We start from the raw sequence: 14,716 nt of genomic DNA, 5'->3' as shown, positions 1-14,716 counted from the left end.
GGTCAGGGAGTGACCACGCCGAAGGAGGTGTTCGGCTTCGTCACGTACGAGAAGAGGCGGGCAAGGAGCTCCGGATCACCCTCGGTCATGATCCTGCCCAGGCCCTTCCCGGCGAGTACGTCAAGGAGTTGGGGTTTGGTGAGGGTCAGCGTCAGTCCCGCGGACGCGTGCGGGAACTCGCCCAACGGGGTGTCGCGGTGGGTGAGGGCGCCGTTGTGCAGGGTCAGACGGTGGCGGCACTCTTCGTCGGTGAGGACGAGGTCAATCGTGAAGCTGTCGTCCCAGGCACGCGGCCCGTCGATCCTGACCGCAATCGAGTCGATGAGCTGCTCGGTGGTGAGCGCCATTGCCACCTCCGGGTTGGACAGGTCGAGTTGTGCGGACCCGGCGCCCTGGCGAAGCTCGAGGGCGGACGTGAGATAGAAGTTGCGCCAGGGCCCGTTCTCGGCGCCGCGGCCGAGCCGGTCGTACACGCCCGCCAGGGTCTCGCGCGCCGCAGCGTTCCCGGCGTCGGCGAAGACGATGTGGTTGAGGAGCGTGGCCGCGAAGCGCAGATCACCGCCGTCGATGTAGCCCCGCGCCTTCACCAGCGCCTCATCCGCCCCACCGGCCAACTCAACATAACGACGGGCAAGTTCCTCCGGCGGATGCTCCCACAGATGCGCGACATTCCCGTCGAACCACCCCAGATACCGCTGGTAGATCGCCTTCACGTTGTGGCTGACCGAGCCGTAGTAGCCGCGCGCGTGCCAGGCCCGCTCCAGGGCGGGCGGCAGCCGCATCTCCTCGGCGATCTCGGCGCCGGTCAGGCCCTGGTTGAGCATGCGCAACGTCTGGTCGTGCAGATAGGCATAAAGATCGCGCTGCTCCGCAAGAAATCTCACCACGTTCCGCCGGCCCCACGTCGGCCAGTGGTGCGAGGCGAAGGCGACGTCGTACGTCTCGTCGAAGAACCCGATGGCTTCGTCGAGATAGCGGGACCAGACGCGGGCGTCGCGGACGACCGCGCCGCGCAGGGTCAGGATGTTGTGCATGTTGTGCGTGGCGTTCTCGGCCAGGCACAGGGCGCGCTTGTCGGGAAAGGAGAAGTTCATCTCGGCGGGCGCCTCGGTCCCCGGCGTGAGCTGGAAGACCATGCGTACGCCGTCGACCACTTCCTCCTGGCCGGTGCGGGTGACGTCCACGGTGGGCGGGATGAGTGTGATGGTTCCGGTCGACGTGGTCATGCCCAGGCCCGCGCCGATCTGCCCGTCGGGCGACTTCGGCAGCCGGTCGCCGTACATGAAGCTCGCGCGCCGTGTCATGGCCGGGCCCGCGTAGACGTTCTCGCTGACCGCGTGCTCCAGGAACCCCTTGGGCGCCAGGATCGGTACGCCGTCGCCGATGCCGCGCGGCAGGACGCCGCGCGAGCCGCCGAAGTGGTCGGCGTGCGAGTGCGTGTAGATGAGGCCGGTGACGCGGCGGTCCCCGCGGTGCTCGCGGTAGAGCCCGAGGGCGGCGGCCGCGCACTCGGCGGAGATCAGCGGGTCGATGACGATGACGCCGCGGTCGCCCTCGACGAGCGTCATGTTCGACAGGTCGAGCCCTCTGACCTGGTAAATCCCCTCAGTGACTTCATACAGACCCTGCCGGGCGCAAAGCTGGGCCTGCCGCCACAGGCTGGGGTTGGCGGTGTCGGGGCAGTCGCCCCTGAGGAACCGGTACGCGTCGTTGTCCCAGACGACCCGCCCGTCGTCGGCCCTGACGACGGCCGGCACGAGAGCGCCGAGGAACCCGCGGTCGGCGTTCTCGAAGTCGGCGGTGTCGTCGAAGGGCAGGTTGCTCGCGGGGTAGCTGGCACTGGCACTCATGGTGCGGTTCCGTTCGACGGAGCGGCGAGGTCAGGGTGCGTCCGTGCACAGCGCCCAGATGACGAAGACGCCGATCGCGATGGAGATGAATGCCCACACGGGCTGGTACGGCAGCCACAGGAACTGCACGAGCACCGAGACCGTGGCCAGCGCGACACCGCTCGCCCTGCCCCAGGACGTGCCCTTCAGGATCCCGTAGCCGACGATCGCCACCAGGATGCCGAGGACGATGTGGATCCAGCCCCAGGTGGTGAGGTTGAACTTGTAGACGTAGTCCCCGATGCGGGCGTACACGTCGTCCTTCGCGACGGCGGCGATGCCTTCGAGGAGGCCGAGGACGCCGTTCAGGAGCATCAGGACACCGGCGAACATGGTGCCGCCGGAAGCCCAGATGTTCTCGGCGCTGGCACCTCGGCGGGGCGCGCCGCCTCCGGACGTGGGATTGCTGGACGCGCTGCCGCTGCTCATGGCCCCTCTTTCAGTCTGTACGGGTGTGTCCGAGCCTGGGGCGCCCCCGGCTCGACCGCGACCGGGCCTGGCCCGTTCGAGTGACGGCCACGCTCACTGGCTCTTGGCGTCGCACTCGAACCAGGCCGTCTTTCCGGTGCCGTCCGGCTCCGCGAGGAACCCGGACCGGTCGGTGACCGCAGCAACGATGATCAACCCCCGCCCGGATTCGGCCAGTTCCTCGCCCTTGCCCTGCATGGGCAGGCGGGGACAACGGTCCTTGACCTCCACACGGAGGCCCTGCGGGCGGCGCAGGATGAGGAGTTCGCAGTGGCGGTCGGGCACGTGGCGTACGACGTTGGCGACGAGCTCGGTGAGGGCCAGCTCGGCGGAGTCCCGGAGCTCTGCCATGCCCCAACTCCCCAGATAGGCCCGGAGGATGAACCGCAGATGCCGTGCGGAGTGCTCACCGAGCGTGAGGCTCATGCGGTAAGTGCCGCGAACTGGCAGGGGTGGAGGGGGAGTTACGTGATTCATGTCACCAGCGTGGAGTTGTTTGATTACGCTGGGCTACGACATGAACTGCACGCCGCAGGGCGTTGGTTTTGGGGGTGCCCCTCGTATGGTCAACATCCGCGACCTCGACCCCAGCGCGTCGCCGCTGGACTACTACGGCTCAGAGCTGCGCCGCCTGCGCGAGGCCGCGGGCCTTAAGCAGGGGCAGTTGGGGAGCTGCATCTTCTGTACGGCGTCTCTGGTCGGCCAGATCGAGACAGCGAAGAAGGTGCCGACGAGGGATTTCTCGGAGCGGGTGGATGCGGCGCTGGGGACTGATGGGGTGTTTTCGCGGTTGGTGGGGCTGGTTCTGAAGAGTCAGCTGCCGCATTGGTTCCAGGCGTACGCGGAGATGGAGGCTCGGGCTACGTACATCTCCACGTATCAGTGCCAGTTGGTGTACGGGCTGTTGCAGACAGAGAGTTACGCGCGGGCAGTACTTCGCGCCGGGTGGTCTGACAAGGTTGAGGAAGCGGTCGCGGCGCGGATGGAGCGCCAGCGCATCCTGAGCCGTCAACGCCCGCCTTTGGTCTGGGTGGTGCTGGACGAGGGGGTGCTGTACCGGCCGTTCGGTGGCCGCGAGGTCATGCGATACCAACTCCAGCACCTGTTGGATTTCCAGGACCGACGTGATGTCCGCATCCAAGTCCTCCCCTTCGATGCGGCTCAACACCCTGCAACCGTAGGCTCGTTCAATGTCCTGAGGTTCGATAGCGAACCGGATATCACCTACGCCGAGAGCTACGGCTCCGCCCACGTTTTCGCCAATCCAGAGACCACCAGGGACTGCGCCCACCGTTACGATCATTTGCAGGCCGCGGCCCTCTCCGTGGAGGCGTCGGCGGCGCTGATCGCCCGCGTAATGGAGGAGCGGTATGGGGACCAACCAGAGGCTGACGGACGCCCTGTGGCGTAAGTCGACGTACAGCGGCGGCACCGGCGGCGACTGCATCGAATGCGCCCCCCTCAACGGCACGGCGTGGCGTAAGTCGTCCTACAGCGGAGGGACCGGCGGCGAATGCATCGAAATCGCCCCCCGCGAGGGAACGGTGGCCGTCCGCGACAGCAAGAACCCCGAAGGCCCCGCCTTCACCGTTGCCCCGGGCGCCTTCGCCAGCTTCGTGCAGGCGGCAGCCACCGGCGCCCTGAGGTAGTCAGTTGCCGGGGCCGCCCGGTTGTCCCGAGATTGGCGGTTCCGGGCCGGGAGTCAAGGGCGCTCCGCTACGCTGCGCGTCGGCTGCGCCGATTCCGCTGCGCTCCACCCTTGACACCCGCCCCTCCACTGCGCGAGGGAAGACGACCGGGCGGCCCTGGAAGCGGGGCTCACGGGGACCACCGGTCGGGCCATCTGGCTTTCCTGCCGGGTGCGGACTTGTTCGTTACAGCGCACCGGGTGAGAGGTGCGCGCGGTCCGCTCGGGGATGGGTCCCGGCTTCGTCAAGCGTCCGCCGACCGGATCTTCCGGGGCGAGGGCGCCGGGTGTCAGGTGTGCAACTCACTGAAGCCGGTGGCCAGTTGACCCCCGGGGCTGGCTGGCGAGGGGGGTGTGGGGGACCTACTTTGGCAAAGTTGCGTTTCGAATCCCGCGCGCCCCCCTTGTGCCAGAACACAACTTTCCCAAAGTAGGTCCCCCACCCCCAGCCCACACCCGCGCCGACCCGCCCGATCGAGTCCGACCCCGCCGGACTGCCAGTTGCGGCACGGCACGGCTCCCCGCGAACCCGAACCCGAAGCAAACCCACACCCGCGCCCACACCCACAAGGGCCGGTCCGCAGCCGCTTGACGAAGCCGGGACCCATCCCGGAGCGGCCGCGCACCCCTCCAGCCGGACGGACGGCACGTGAAACGAACTAGTCCGCACCCGGCGCTCAAGCCGGATGACCCATCCCCGCTGCCCCGTGAGCCCCGTTTCGTGGCCGCCCGGTCATCTCGCTTCTCGCGGTGGAGGGGTGGGTGTCAAGGGTGGAGCGCAGCGGAATCGGCGAAGCCGACGCGCAGCGTAGCGGAGCGCCCTTGACTCCCAGCCCGGAACCGCCACTCTCCGGACAACCGGGCGGCCCCGGCGCCAATCAAGCACCGGCCCAGCAAAGCCGCCGAAACATACATCAAACTGGTACATGGGCTACCCTTGGTACATGTCTATGAAGCGCACCAACGTATACGCCGACCCGGAGGACCTGGCGATCATCAAGGAGGCGGCCAAGCGCCGGGGGATAAGCGAGGCCGAGATCATCCGGCAAGGCATCCATCTCGCCGCCATGGCCAATCGCGTCTGGGACGAGCCGCTGTTCTCCCGGACCTTCGCGGGGTCGGGGCGCACCCTGGCCAAGAGCGAGGTCCGTGACGCCGTGGCCGACGCAGTGACGCGTGAAGCCGAGCCCGAACCCGGAAGTGCCGCGTGATCATCGTCGTCGCCGGCACCTCAGGCCTGCTGGCCGCACTTGACTCCACGCACCCCGAGTGCGAGGCCGCGCAGGAAGCGATCATGTCCGCCGGACTCCTGGTCATGTCCCCGCTGCTGCTCGCCGAGCTCGACCACGTGGCCACCCGTGAACTCGGCCGCGAGGCCGCCATCAGCGCGGTCGACGACATCCGGGGCTGGATGCGCCGGGGCAGGGTAGTCGCCCCGGAGATCACTGAGGACCACCTCGGCATCGCCCAGTCCGTACGTGCCCGCTACCGGTCACTCGACCTCGACCTCACCGACGTGGTGAACGTGGCCCTCGCCGCCGAGTTCGATACCGACGCGATCCTCACCCTGGACCGCCGCGACTTCCGTGCTGTACGCCCGCTCGGTCGGCACAAGGCGTTCCGCGTTCTGCCGGACGACCTTCCCCTCTGACGTCCGTCCGGGGCTCAGGACACCTCCGCCACGGCCCGCGTGATCTCGGCAGCCATCCTGCGGATACCGGGTGAACGCGTCGGGCAGGGCCGGGACTTGGGTGTCGTCGGTGCCAGGCAGAAGTGCAGGTAGTCGTCCGCCCGGTGCAGGGCCGTGCGGCCAGAATCCGTGCAGTACTCCGGGTGTTCCCGCTCGTACGCCGTGCACGGCAGCTTCTCGACCCAGGTGTACCTACCCGACGTCGGGGCCACCGCGCGGCCCGCGTCGGCCACGCGCCCGCCGGAGGCCCGCGCCTGCCTCTCGTAGATGCCGTTCACACGCCGCACGCGGTCCGGCGTGATCGGGTCGGGGCCCTGCAGCACCCACACCACACGGGGCCCGTCCGCACCTGCCGCCCCATCGATCTGCGCGGCCAGCGCCTCCGCATCGGCCGCGTACCGCTCGAAGTACTTCTCGCGCTGCTTGTCGTACGTGATGCCGTCCATGCACGGCGTATAGCCCCACGCGTTGCCCCAGAACTGCAGCACCACGACATCCGGCCGCTCCGCGCGCACCAGGGCGGCCGCCTTGTGCTTGTCGGGGACGAGGGAGTCCTTGCCCGTGTCGTCGAGGTAGTCGCACAGGGTGGTGCCGGAGTAGGGCGCGCTGCGGTAAGCCGCGCCCAGTTCGTCGCGGAGGAGTCCGCCCAGGACGTTCTGGTTCTCCATGGCGAGGGAGTCCCCGAGGTAAAGCACCTTCGGGGCCTTCGGCCGGGGCTTCTCGGCGGCCCGCTGCTGGGTGGTCGAAGGGGGCGGCAGCTCGGAGGGTTCGGCGCGCGGGGCGTCGGCCGGCGCGGCCCCGGTGCCGGACCCGGGGTCGCCACACGCCCCGAGCAGCAGCACACCGGCGATGACCCCACCGATCCACGGCTTGCGCATACGTCAACTCCCGCCCCAGCGACCGAAAGGGTCACCTAGGCAAGCACAGTCGCACCCGTGTGAGAAGACACCGGGCACCGTCCGCAGGGGGCCGCATTACCCCGGACGTAATCGACCCGTGCCGAGCCACCCGGCAAGCTCAACTCATCGCCACACCAAGCCGGTTGGCTACTGACTCACAGGAGGTCGATTCCCATGACCGCACACGACACCGCCGCGTACGAGACCGCCGTCGCCCGCTACTTCGAGGCCTGGAACGCCACGAGCGTCGATGACGTGGCCAAGGCCGTGGCCGCCGCCTGGACCGAGGACGGCTGCTACACCGACCCGCTGGCCGACGTCACCGGGCACACCGCCATCGCCGCCGTGATCGCCGGGGCGCACGAGCAGTTCCCCGGCTTCGAGTTCCGGCAGACCGGCGCGGTCGACGGCAACCACCACATCGCGCGCTTCGGCTGGGAGCTGGTGTCGGTGGCTGACGGCTCCGCTCCCGTCGCCGGTTTCGACGTCATCGCGCTCGCCGACGACGGCCGTATCCGCACCGTGCACGGATTCCTGGACCGCGTTCCGGCGGCTTGATCGGCCTGACCCGATTGCAGTTCGTCCCACGAACTAATATGGTTCGTGGGACGAACTACTTCTTCTTCGGGTTACCAGGAGCGAGAGCCATGAGTCGTGCAACAAGTGATGGACAGGCCGGCAGCCGTCGTACCGTCGCGGTCATCGGTGGCGGATACGGAGGCGCCGCCGTCGCCAAGGCCCTGGACGACGAGGCCGACGTGATCCTCATCGAGCCCAAGGACGCCTTCGTGCACGCCGCCGGATCGCTGCGGGCCCTGGTCCAGCCGGACTGGGCGGGCGACAACATGTTCTTCCCGTACGACAGGCTGCTGCGGCGCGGCAAGGTCATACGGGAGCGGGCGGCATCGGTGGACGTCGCAGGAGTCACCCTCGCCTCCGGCGCCCGAGTGGACGCCGACTACGTCGTCCTCGCATCCGGCTCCGGATACCCCTTCCCCGCGAAGACGGACACCGACGTGACGAGCGAGGCGCTTGAGCGTCTTCATGCGACGCATGACGAACTGTCGCGTGCGGAGCGGGTGTTGCTCGTCGGCGCCGGACCCGTCGGGCTTGAGCTGTCGGGTGAGATCAAGGCGGTCTGGCCGGAGAAGCAGGTGACGGTCATCGACCCGGCCGAGCAGCTCATGCCGGGATTCCTGCCGGAGGTGCGCGAGGAGCTGCACCGCCAACTCGACGCCCTGGAGGTTGATGTGCGGCTCGGCACCGCGCTTGCCGAGGAGCCGCCGTCGGAGCCGGGGCGTACGAAGACCTTCACCGTGGCGACGACCACCGGCGGCTCCGTCACCGCCGACCTCTGGTTCCGCTGCTACGGCGTACGCGTCAACGGCGGCTACCTCGGGGACGAGGCCTTCGCCGCCGCCCGCACCCCGCAGGGGCAGGTCGAAGTCACCGAGACGCTGAACGTCATCGGCCACGACCACATCTACGCGCTCGGCGACCTCACCGCCATCGCCGAGGCCAAGATGGCCGGGTACGCGATGAAGCACGCCGAAGTGATCGCGGAAAACATCACCGCCCAGTTGCGGGGCGAGGGCCCCACGGCCGCCTACGCCCCTGCGCCGACTCCCTCGGTCCTGCTCCCGCTGGGCCCGGACGGCGGTGTGGGTCAGGTGCCGACGCCGGACGGGCCGACCGTCCTGCCGGCCCAGGCGGTCAGCGAGTACAAGGGCAAGGACCTCTTCGCGGGCCGTTTCGCGGAGTTGTTCGGCACGGCGTGACCCAGGGGCCGTCTCAGTCGGCGAAGACCGCGGGGACCTTGTTGTCCCGCACCACGCGGGCGAGGAGCTCGACGAGCTTGGCGCGGTCGGCCTCGCTGAAGCCGACCGGCAGCTCGTCGACGCGGCGGCAGGTCTCGGCGTAGAACGGCTCGACGACGCCGCGGCCCTTCGGGGTGAGTACTACCTGGACCGCCCGCCCGTCCCGGGGGTCGGGCTCGCGCCGGACGAGCCCGTGCTGGGCGGTGCGGTCCACGAGCCCCGTGAGGCTCGACTTCGCGAGCCCGAGCATGGTGCCGAGCTCGCTCATCCCGAGCGGCCGGCCCATCAACACGCACAGCAACTGCCCCTGCTGAGCGGTGATGCCGTACTCCCGGGCGGCCTCCGCGTACACGGCGTTCACCAGGAACGAGGAGCGCACCAGTGCGGTCGCGATCCTCATCTCTTCACCCTCGGAATTCCCCATTGCCTCAGAATACGGCAGGGCGGCGTGATGAGATTCGTACCACGAACTACTCACGAGAAAGGCATCGACCGACATGAGTGACATGGCGCGTTTCGGAGTCGGCATCAGCACCGCGGTGGACGAGATCGAGGAGACGCTGCGGCTCGCGGTCCGCGCGGACCGGTCGGGGCTCGACCTCTTCACGGTCTCCGACCATCCCTACTACGGCGGTCGGCTCGACGCGTACGCCCAGCTGGGCTTCATCCTCGGCCGCACCGAGTCCATCGCGGGCCTGGTGAGCGTGACGAACCTGCCGAGCCGCCCCGCGCCGATGCTCTCGCGCACGGTGACCTCGCTGTCGGCGCTGTCCGGCGGCCGGATCGTGCTCGGCATGGGCGTCGGCGGCCTCTGGGACGAGATCACCCGGCTCGGTACGCCGCGCCTTGGCCCCGGGGCGGCAGTCCGCGCCTTCGAGGAGGCGATCACGCTGGTCAAACTCCTGTCGGGCGGCGGCGAACCGGTCACCTTCGAGGGTGAGTTCTACCAGGTCACAGGCCTGGAACCGGCTGCCGCCGCGGCCGCCCCGGTCTGGACGGGCTCGGTCGGCCCGAAGTCCCTCGCCGCGACCGGCCGGGTGGCCGACGGCTGGATCCCGGGCCACGCGGCGGACTGGCTCAGCCCCCGCTACCGCGAGTCCCGCCCCGTCATCGACGAGGCGGCGGCAGCGGCGGGCCGCTCCCCCGAGGACATCGCCACGGTCTACAACATCCCCGGCGTCATCACCGAGACCCCGCTCGCCACCACCCGCGACGCCGAAGGCCGCTGGCTCGGCGGCTCGGTCGCCCAGTGGACGGAGGAACTGACCGGCGCGATCCTCGAACACGGCGCGTCCGGCATCATCCACTTCCCGGTGGGCGACACCCCGTTGGACGTCTCGCTCGGCCGCTGGGCCGAGGAGATCGTCCCGGCGGTGCGGGCGGCTACCGGGCCACGTACTGCGTGAGGATCGCCTGCACCTCGTAGATGTCGACGCCCTTCGTGAAGGTCTTCTGGATCGGCTCATGGCCGCCGGAGATCCAGATCTTCAGCTCGGCATCGAGATCGAAGTGCCCGGCGGTCTCGACGGCGAAGTGCGTGATGCTTCGGTACGGGACGGAGTGGTACTCGATCTTCTTGCCGGTTATCCCCTGCTTGTCGACGAGGACGAGCCGCCGGTCGGTGAAGAGCATCGTGTCGCGGATCAGCAGATACGCGGCCTGCACCTGCTCACCGTGCCCGAGCAGCCGCGCGTAGTCCTGCTGCGCCTTGCCCGGATTGATCGTGTGCGCGTTCCCGAACAGTGCCATGACAATCCCCCATGTGGTTGGCCCCGCTGGACCTGTCCAGCGGGATCATCCGACTGTAACGGGGTCAGAAGTCGTACGGCTTCTCGGTGTTCCAGTTGGTGACCTCGGCGGTGTCCCAGGTGAATTCCGAGGGCGCGCCCTTCCCGTCGAAGGCCTCGTTGTCGTACCCCGGACCGGTGTCGCCGGTCTGGTCGCGCAGGGCGAGGGAGAGCTTCGAGGAGGCGTTGGTCTTGTCGCCGTCGGTGAAGAGGCTCACCGCGGAGTAGACCTTGCCGCCGGGCTTGATGGTGACCTTGGCGGTGCCGCCGTCGGCGTCCTTGGAGGAATGGGGCAGGACGGTGGTCGTGTCCCCGAGCATGACGGACGGGTACGAGGTGACCCAGCAGGGCTTGGTGTCGGCGTTCGTCGCGGTGATGAGGAGGTGCTCGCCCTCTTCGGCGGGGAAGCGGTGCAGTACGGAGTACGACAACTCGTCGCCCTTGCAGGGCTGCTGGGCGCTGGCGGCGGCTCCGTCACCCTTCCCGCTGTCGGCCTGCACGGTGCTACCGGAGTTGCCGGACTCCCCGGACTTCTCCGAGCCCTTCGAGTCACCGACGGTGGTGCCGCCACTCTTGCCACTCTTGCCACTGTCGCCCTTGGCGCTGTTGCCATCGTTGCCACAGGCGGTGAGGCCCAGGGCGAGGGCGGTGGCGGCTGCGGCGAGGACGGTGGCGCGGATTCGGTTGGTACGCATGCTGAGTTCCCCCGTGCGGTGGTCTGGGTCTCCGCGGCGATGTCCCCGCGGTGAACACCACTCTGCCGAGGCCCGCTGCCGTCCGACTCACGTCGGGCTGACGTCCCGCTAACGCGCCGCTGCGAGCACGCGGGCACAGCGGAGGACCACCACCGGCCCGTAGTCCTACGAGCGGGACGGCCAGAACTGTTCGAGCTTCCCCTGCTGGAAGAGCTCCGGGCTGACGCTCAGGTCTCCGGCGAAGGGACGGTCGAGAACCACCACGAGGAGCAGGCTGAATCCGATCAGCGCAGCGACCGCTGCGACGAACATCAGCTGCATCTTCCGGCTCCGCGTGCCGTAGAGGAAGGTCATCGGGAGGATCACGAGCGCGCCGCCGAAGACGAGCACCTGGAGGAGCAGCGGCAGTTCCTGGCCGGCGATCGTGAGCCGGGCCCGGCGCTGGGTGGTCATGTCGTCGAGACTGTCGGCCGCCTCCGCGTAGTAGGTCTTCTGCGCTTCTGTGACGGGTTCGTAGTTCTGAAGGGCGTCGTAGATTCCTTGCATCTGCGACCCCGAGGAGAGGGTCATCCTGCCGGTCCGCATGTTCGGCCACTGCACTTCCACCACGTGGTGGAGGTAGCGGCCGACGGCCTCTTTGACGTGGGTCTCCGCCTGTTCGGGGAACGCGCCCACATCGCGCACGATCACCGCGGCATCCGTGGCCTCGGCGGCGACCACCGCCTGGGTGGTCTCCAGCTGCGTCCACAGGGTCACGATCACAAAGGCGAGGATGATCCCGTAGATCGCGCCGAACATGCCGAGCACCACGCCGACCATCTCGTTGTGCTCACCCTCGGCCAGCCTCGGAAACCGGCTGCGGACCAGCAGGCTTCCTGCCACCGCCAGAAGGACGGTGCCGCCGACGATCAACAGGGTCAGTGCGAGGGTGCTGAGGTGGTTGAGCAGCCACAGGGCCACGGTGCGTCTCCCGGGTCGGAGTCCAGTGGGGCCGGCCGCGAGCCTAGGCACCTCGCGGCCGCCGCCCGGGGCCGTCACGCCTCGGGTCGTGATCATCACCCCCATTGGGGGTCCGGTTCCTCCGGCTGCCTCGCGCGTGTCCGCTGTCAGTGCGTGCCGATGGCCTGGGGGTGGCGGAAGAGGCCGGCGGGGTCGTAGCGGCGTTTGATCTCGGCCAGGCGGGTGTTGTTGGTGCCGTAGTAGGCGTGCTGCCAGTTACGCAGGTCGGGGTCGGGGAAGTTGACGTAGGCCGTGTCGGTGCGTAGCCGGTGACGCAGGGTGTGGTGGATGGCGCGGGTCTGGTCGAGGAGCGCGTCGACCTGGCCGGGCGGGGTGCCGGGTTTCCAGTGGGTGCCGATGTCGATGACGAAGGTGGCCGCGCGGTGCGGGTAGGCGGTCTCGTCGGGGCGTGGTGCGGAGTTGGCGGCGCCCATGGCGAAGAGCGTGAGGTAGCCGGTCGCCTGGGCGGGGCCGGGCTGCCAGGTGCGGGTCCACTCCGTCATGTGGGCGACGGCGTCGGTGGTCATCCACCGGTCGGGGACGAGGGAGCGGGAGGCATAGCAGTCCTTCGCACCGGGGGTTTCCATGAGGTGGTCCTGGGCCGCCCAGAAGCCGCGCTCCTCGATGAAGGTCTTGGTCGGCCGGAGTTTCAGCAGCCCGGTGAGGATGCGGCGCAGGGCGTCCTCGGGGCCCAGGCGCTGGCCGAGCACCCATACCGCGGCGATGCCGTCGCCGGCGTGCTTGAAGCCGATGCGTACGTCGAGGTCGCCCGAGGCGTCGGTGTCGAGGAGATGCTGGAGCTCGTCGACCACGGCAGGTCCGGCGGTGAGGGGGAAGGAGAGGTCGAAGACGGTGGCGCGCTGCCGGTCGACGGGTACGGCGTCGAAGACGAAGGCGGTGTTGATGCCGAAGTTGCCGCCCGCTCCGCCGCGGCACGCCCAGAACAGGTCCGCGTTCTCATCCTCGGTGGCGCGTACCAGGGTGCCGTCGGCGAGGACGACACGGGTCTCGGTGAGCCGGTCGCAGGTCAGGCCCCACTTGCGGTCGTTGAAGCCGAGGCCGCCGCCAAGGGTGAGGCCGGCGACACCGACGCCCGGACAGCGTCCGCCGGGGAAGTACAGGTCCGCGTCGCGGGCCGCGTACACGTCGGAGTTGGTGGCGCCGCCGCCCAGGTGCAGCCGCCGCCCGCGCGGCTCCACGTCGTGCATCGGCCGGAGGCTGAGGACCAGGCCGGGCGTGGTGGAGTGGCCGGCGTAGTTGTGGCCGCCGGAGCGGGGTACGAACGGCACCTGGTGCTCGGCGCACCAGTGGACCGCGGTTCGTACGTCGTCCTCGGTGGCGCAGGCGAGGACCCCGGCCGGGCGGACGTCGGCGTACCGCTGGTTGTCGGCCGTCGCCTGGGAGGCGTAGTCCTGGTGGCCGGGCCGGTACAGCCGTGCGGCCGGGCTCAGTTTCCGGCGCAGCTCGCGCCATGCGGCCGGTTCGGCGGCCTGATCCGTACGGGACGGCGCGGCGGCCGTGGCCGGGCGGCCGGCGTATCCCAGAGGCAGCGCGGCCCCGGCGGCGGCGAGCGCACCGGAGCGCAGGACGGCTCGACGAGTGGGAGGCATGATGGGTCTCGTTCCAGCGGTGGTCTGCGGGACGGCCCCGCATCGCGTCGTTCCAGAGTGAGCCGCCACAGGTACACCGACCTGCCCTGACACTCCGGACGCGTGCATGGTTCACGCAAATGCCCGCCTCATCTCCTTGCCCGTCAGGGAAGGTGGGATTCCGCGTGTACCTCAACCGGGTCGTACTCTTCAAATTCCCTTGTAGCAATGGCCGTTAGAGAGGATGCTCTCCCTCACGGCGGACCATGTCCGCTTCGGGGGAGGGATCAGCATGGCCAAACGTACGGTCATTGTTGTTCAAGTGGTTCGAGGGATTCTCTGGGTCGGCGGCGAGGCATATCCGCTGCACAACATCGCCCGGGCGACGACGATCAGAATCGAACCCGACCGCAAGGCGGCCGTGTGGCGATTTCTCAGGTACGTCCTGACGCTTGCGATTCTGACGGTGGCCGCCGTGGTCGTGAGCGACAGGGTCGAATGGCCCGACGGGGATTACGGCAAGGAGCAGGACGTCATGCGCGGCGTGACCATCGTCGTGCTTGTCCTGGCCGCCGCCTTCACCATCCAGTTGCTCCTGGTGCTCGCGATGCGGACGTACTACGCGCTGGTGATCGAGACTTCGGGAACGCCGCGCGCCGTGCTGGTCAGCGCGGACCCACGCGAGGTGGGTGGGCTCGTCTATCAGATCACGGACGCGATATCGAATCCGCAGGCCAACTTCCGGACCGAGATCACCAATTACTACAACAGCCACATCGGCGACAAGATCAATCAGATCGGTGGCGTCGGTAATACGGGGAAGAGGGTCGGAAATTGAGCAACGGCGGCAATCACTATGGGGACTCGGTCACGCAGACCGGAGGGGTCGGGAATACCGGAATCATCAAGAACCAAGGGGTGCCTGCCGACCCGCAGGCGGCCTTCAGGGAAATGATGCAGGCAATTCAAGTGCTGCGGGGGCAGATCTCGGCCGAGGACCGACAGGTCATCGACGCTTCCTTGAACACCATCGGTGCCGGAACCGCCCCCGGCGGCGAAGTCGATCCGGGTACCCTGCGTCGCGCCTTGGCCGCCATCGCCGGGGTCGCGACGGTCGTCGGCGAGGTCGGAGCCCCCGTGGTCGCGGCGATCCAACGGGTCCTCGCGCTCATCGGCGGTGCCTGAACTACCTTGGG

At 68.9% G+C, this 14,716-nt stretch carries 18 protein-coding genes; 9 read left to right on the top strand and 9 right to left on the bottom strand.

Features of this window, described 5'->3' with window-relative positions; all coding sequences use genetic code 11:
• Positions 1-2 precede the first annotated feature (2 nt).
• The 3 genes from AB0O76_RS36405 to AB0O76_RS36395 form a co-directional block, all read right to left on the bottom strand.
• On the bottom strand, positions 3-1,850 hold the full coding sequence (locus tag AB0O76_RS36405; RefSeq protein WP_365500675.1) for an alkyl sulfatase dimerization domain-containing protein: 1,848 nt from the start codon (positions 1,848-1,850) through the stop codon (positions 3-5).
• A 30-nt stretch (positions 1,851-1,880) separates the two neighbouring features.
• Positions 1,881-2,222 carry a hypothetical protein gene (locus tag AB0O76_RS36400; RefSeq protein WP_365500804.1) on the bottom strand — a complete coding sequence of 114 codons (342 nt, stop codon included), beginning with the start codon at positions 2,220-2,222 and terminating at the stop codon, positions 1,881-1,883.
• A gap of 189 nt (positions 2,223-2,411) precedes the next feature.
• Positions 2,412-2,783, bottom strand: coding sequence for an ATP-binding protein (locus AB0O76_RS36395; RefSeq protein ID WP_365500672.1), 372 nt, complete (start codon positions 2,781-2,783; stop codon positions 2,412-2,414).
• A gap of 136 nt (positions 2,784-2,919) precedes the next feature.
• On the opposite strand from AB0O76_RS36395, the gene AB0O76_RS36390 reads away from it, so the two are divergent.
• The 4 genes from AB0O76_RS36390 (at position 2,920) to AB0O76_RS36375 (ending at position 5,695) form a co-directional block, all read left to right on the top strand.
• The gene (locus AB0O76_RS36390) at positions 2,920-3,768 is read left to right on the top strand and encodes a helix-turn-helix transcriptional regulator (RefSeq protein WP_365500669.1); all 849 of its coding nucleotides are present in this window, start codon (positions 2,920-2,922) and stop codon (positions 3,766-3,768) included.
• On the top strand, positions 3,728-4,006 hold the full coding sequence (locus tag AB0O76_RS36385; RefSeq protein WP_365500666.1) for a DUF397 domain-containing protein: 279 nt from the start codon (positions 3,728-3,730) through the stop codon (positions 4,004-4,006). Before AB0O76_RS36390 ends, AB0O76_RS36385 begins: the two co-directional genes overlap by 41 nt.
• Positions 4,007-4,988: 982 nt before the next feature.
• Positions 4,989-5,255 carry a CopG family transcriptional regulator gene (locus tag AB0O76_RS36380; protein ID WP_365500663.1) on the top strand — a complete coding sequence of 89 codons (267 nt, stop codon included), beginning with the start codon at positions 4,989-4,991 and terminating at the stop codon, positions 5,253-5,255.
• Positions 5,252-5,695, top strand: a complete 444-nt coding sequence (locus tag AB0O76_RS36375; protein WP_365500661.1) for a PIN domain-containing protein — start codon at positions 5,252-5,254, stop codon at positions 5,693-5,695. The genes AB0O76_RS36380 and AB0O76_RS36375 overlap by 4 nt, the downstream gene beginning before the upstream one ends.
• 14 nt (positions 5,696-5,709) lie before the next feature.
• On the opposite strand, the gene AB0O76_RS36370 is transcribed toward AB0O76_RS36375, so the two are convergent.
• The gene (locus AB0O76_RS36370) at positions 5,710-6,612 is read right to left on the bottom strand and encodes an SGNH/GDSL hydrolase family protein (protein WP_365500658.1); all 903 of its coding nucleotides are present in this window, start codon (positions 6,610-6,612) and stop codon (positions 5,710-5,712) included.
• A gap of 195 nt (positions 6,613-6,807) precedes the next feature.
• On the opposite strand from AB0O76_RS36370, the gene AB0O76_RS36365 reads away from it, so the two are divergent.
• Together AB0O76_RS36365 and AB0O76_RS36360 are read left to right on the top strand one after the other, a co-directional pair.
• On the top strand, positions 6,808-7,191 hold the full coding sequence (locus AB0O76_RS36365; protein WP_365500655.1) for a nuclear transport factor 2 family protein: 384 nt from the start codon (positions 6,808-6,810) through the stop codon (positions 7,189-7,191).
• 89 nt (positions 7,192-7,280) lie between these two features.
• Positions 7,281-8,411, top strand: coding sequence for an FAD-dependent oxidoreductase (locus tag AB0O76_RS36360; protein ID WP_365500652.1), 1,131 nt, complete (start codon positions 7,281-7,283; stop codon positions 8,409-8,411).
• 13 nt (positions 8,412-8,424) lie between these two features.
• On the opposite strand, the gene AB0O76_RS36355 is transcribed toward AB0O76_RS36360, so the two are convergent.
• Complete coding sequence (locus AB0O76_RS36355; RefSeq protein WP_360775357.1) at positions 8,425-8,850, bottom strand: MarR family transcriptional regulator; 426 nt, start codon at positions 8,848-8,850, stop codon at positions 8,425-8,427.
• Between the two features lie 97 nt (positions 8,851-8,947).
• On the opposite strand from AB0O76_RS36355, the gene AB0O76_RS36350 reads away from it, so the two are divergent.
• Positions 8,948-9,856, top strand: coding sequence for an LLM class flavin-dependent oxidoreductase (locus AB0O76_RS36350; RefSeq protein WP_365500649.1), 909 nt, complete (start codon positions 8,948-8,950; stop codon positions 9,854-9,856).
• Here AB0O76_RS36350 and AB0O76_RS36345 read toward each other — a convergent pair.
• The 4 genes from AB0O76_RS36345 to AB0O76_RS36330 all read right to left on the bottom strand — a co-directional run bounded on the left by AB0O76_RS36345 (position 9,834) and on the right by AB0O76_RS36330 (position 13,541).
• Positions 9,834-10,199 (bottom strand): PH domain-containing protein, encoded by a 366-nt coding sequence (locus AB0O76_RS36345; RefSeq protein ID WP_266864213.1) that lies wholly within the window; start codon positions 10,197-10,199, stop codon positions 9,834-9,836. The genes AB0O76_RS36350 and AB0O76_RS36345 overlap by 23 nt on opposite strands.
• 64 nt (positions 10,200-10,263) lie before the next feature.
• Entirely contained in the window at positions 10,264-10,932 is a 669-nt protein-coding gene (locus AB0O76_RS36340) for a DUF4232 domain-containing protein (RefSeq protein ID WP_365500645.1), read from the bottom strand.
• A gap of 165 nt (positions 10,933-11,097) precedes the next feature.
• Complete coding sequence (locus tag AB0O76_RS36335; protein WP_365500642.1) at positions 11,098-11,892, bottom strand: DUF4239 domain-containing protein; 795 nt, start codon at positions 11,890-11,892, stop codon at positions 11,098-11,100.
• 146 nt (positions 11,893-12,038) lie between these two features.
• On the bottom strand, positions 12,039-13,541 hold the full coding sequence (locus tag AB0O76_RS36330) for an FAD-binding oxidoreductase (RefSeq protein WP_365500639.1): 1,503 nt from the start codon (positions 13,539-13,541) through the stop codon (positions 12,039-12,041).
• Positions 13,542-13,812: 271 nt separating this feature from the next.
• Between AB0O76_RS36330 and AB0O76_RS36325 the strand changes: the two genes are divergently transcribed.
• Together AB0O76_RS36325 and AB0O76_RS36320 are read left to right on the top strand one after the other, a co-directional pair.
• Positions 13,813-14,358, top strand: coding sequence for a DUF6232 family protein (locus AB0O76_RS36325; protein WP_365500636.1), 546 nt, complete (start codon positions 13,813-13,815; stop codon positions 14,356-14,358).
• Positions 14,355-14,705: a hypothetical protein gene (locus AB0O76_RS36320; RefSeq protein WP_365500633.1), complete on the top strand. Its 351-nt coding sequence runs from the start codon at positions 14,355-14,357 to the stop codon at positions 14,703-14,705. The genes AB0O76_RS36325 and AB0O76_RS36320 overlap by 4 nt, the downstream gene beginning before the upstream one ends.
• Positions 14,706-14,716 lie beyond the last annotated feature (11 nt).

The sequence above is a fragment of the Streptomyces sp. NPDC086554 genome, from assembly GCF_040686095.1.
Classification (GTDB): Bacteria; Actinomycetota; Actinomycetes; order Streptomycetales; family Streptomycetaceae; genus Streptomyces.
Note: the sequence above shows the minus strand (reverse complement) of the source record. Positions and strands in the feature narration are given on the sequence as shown.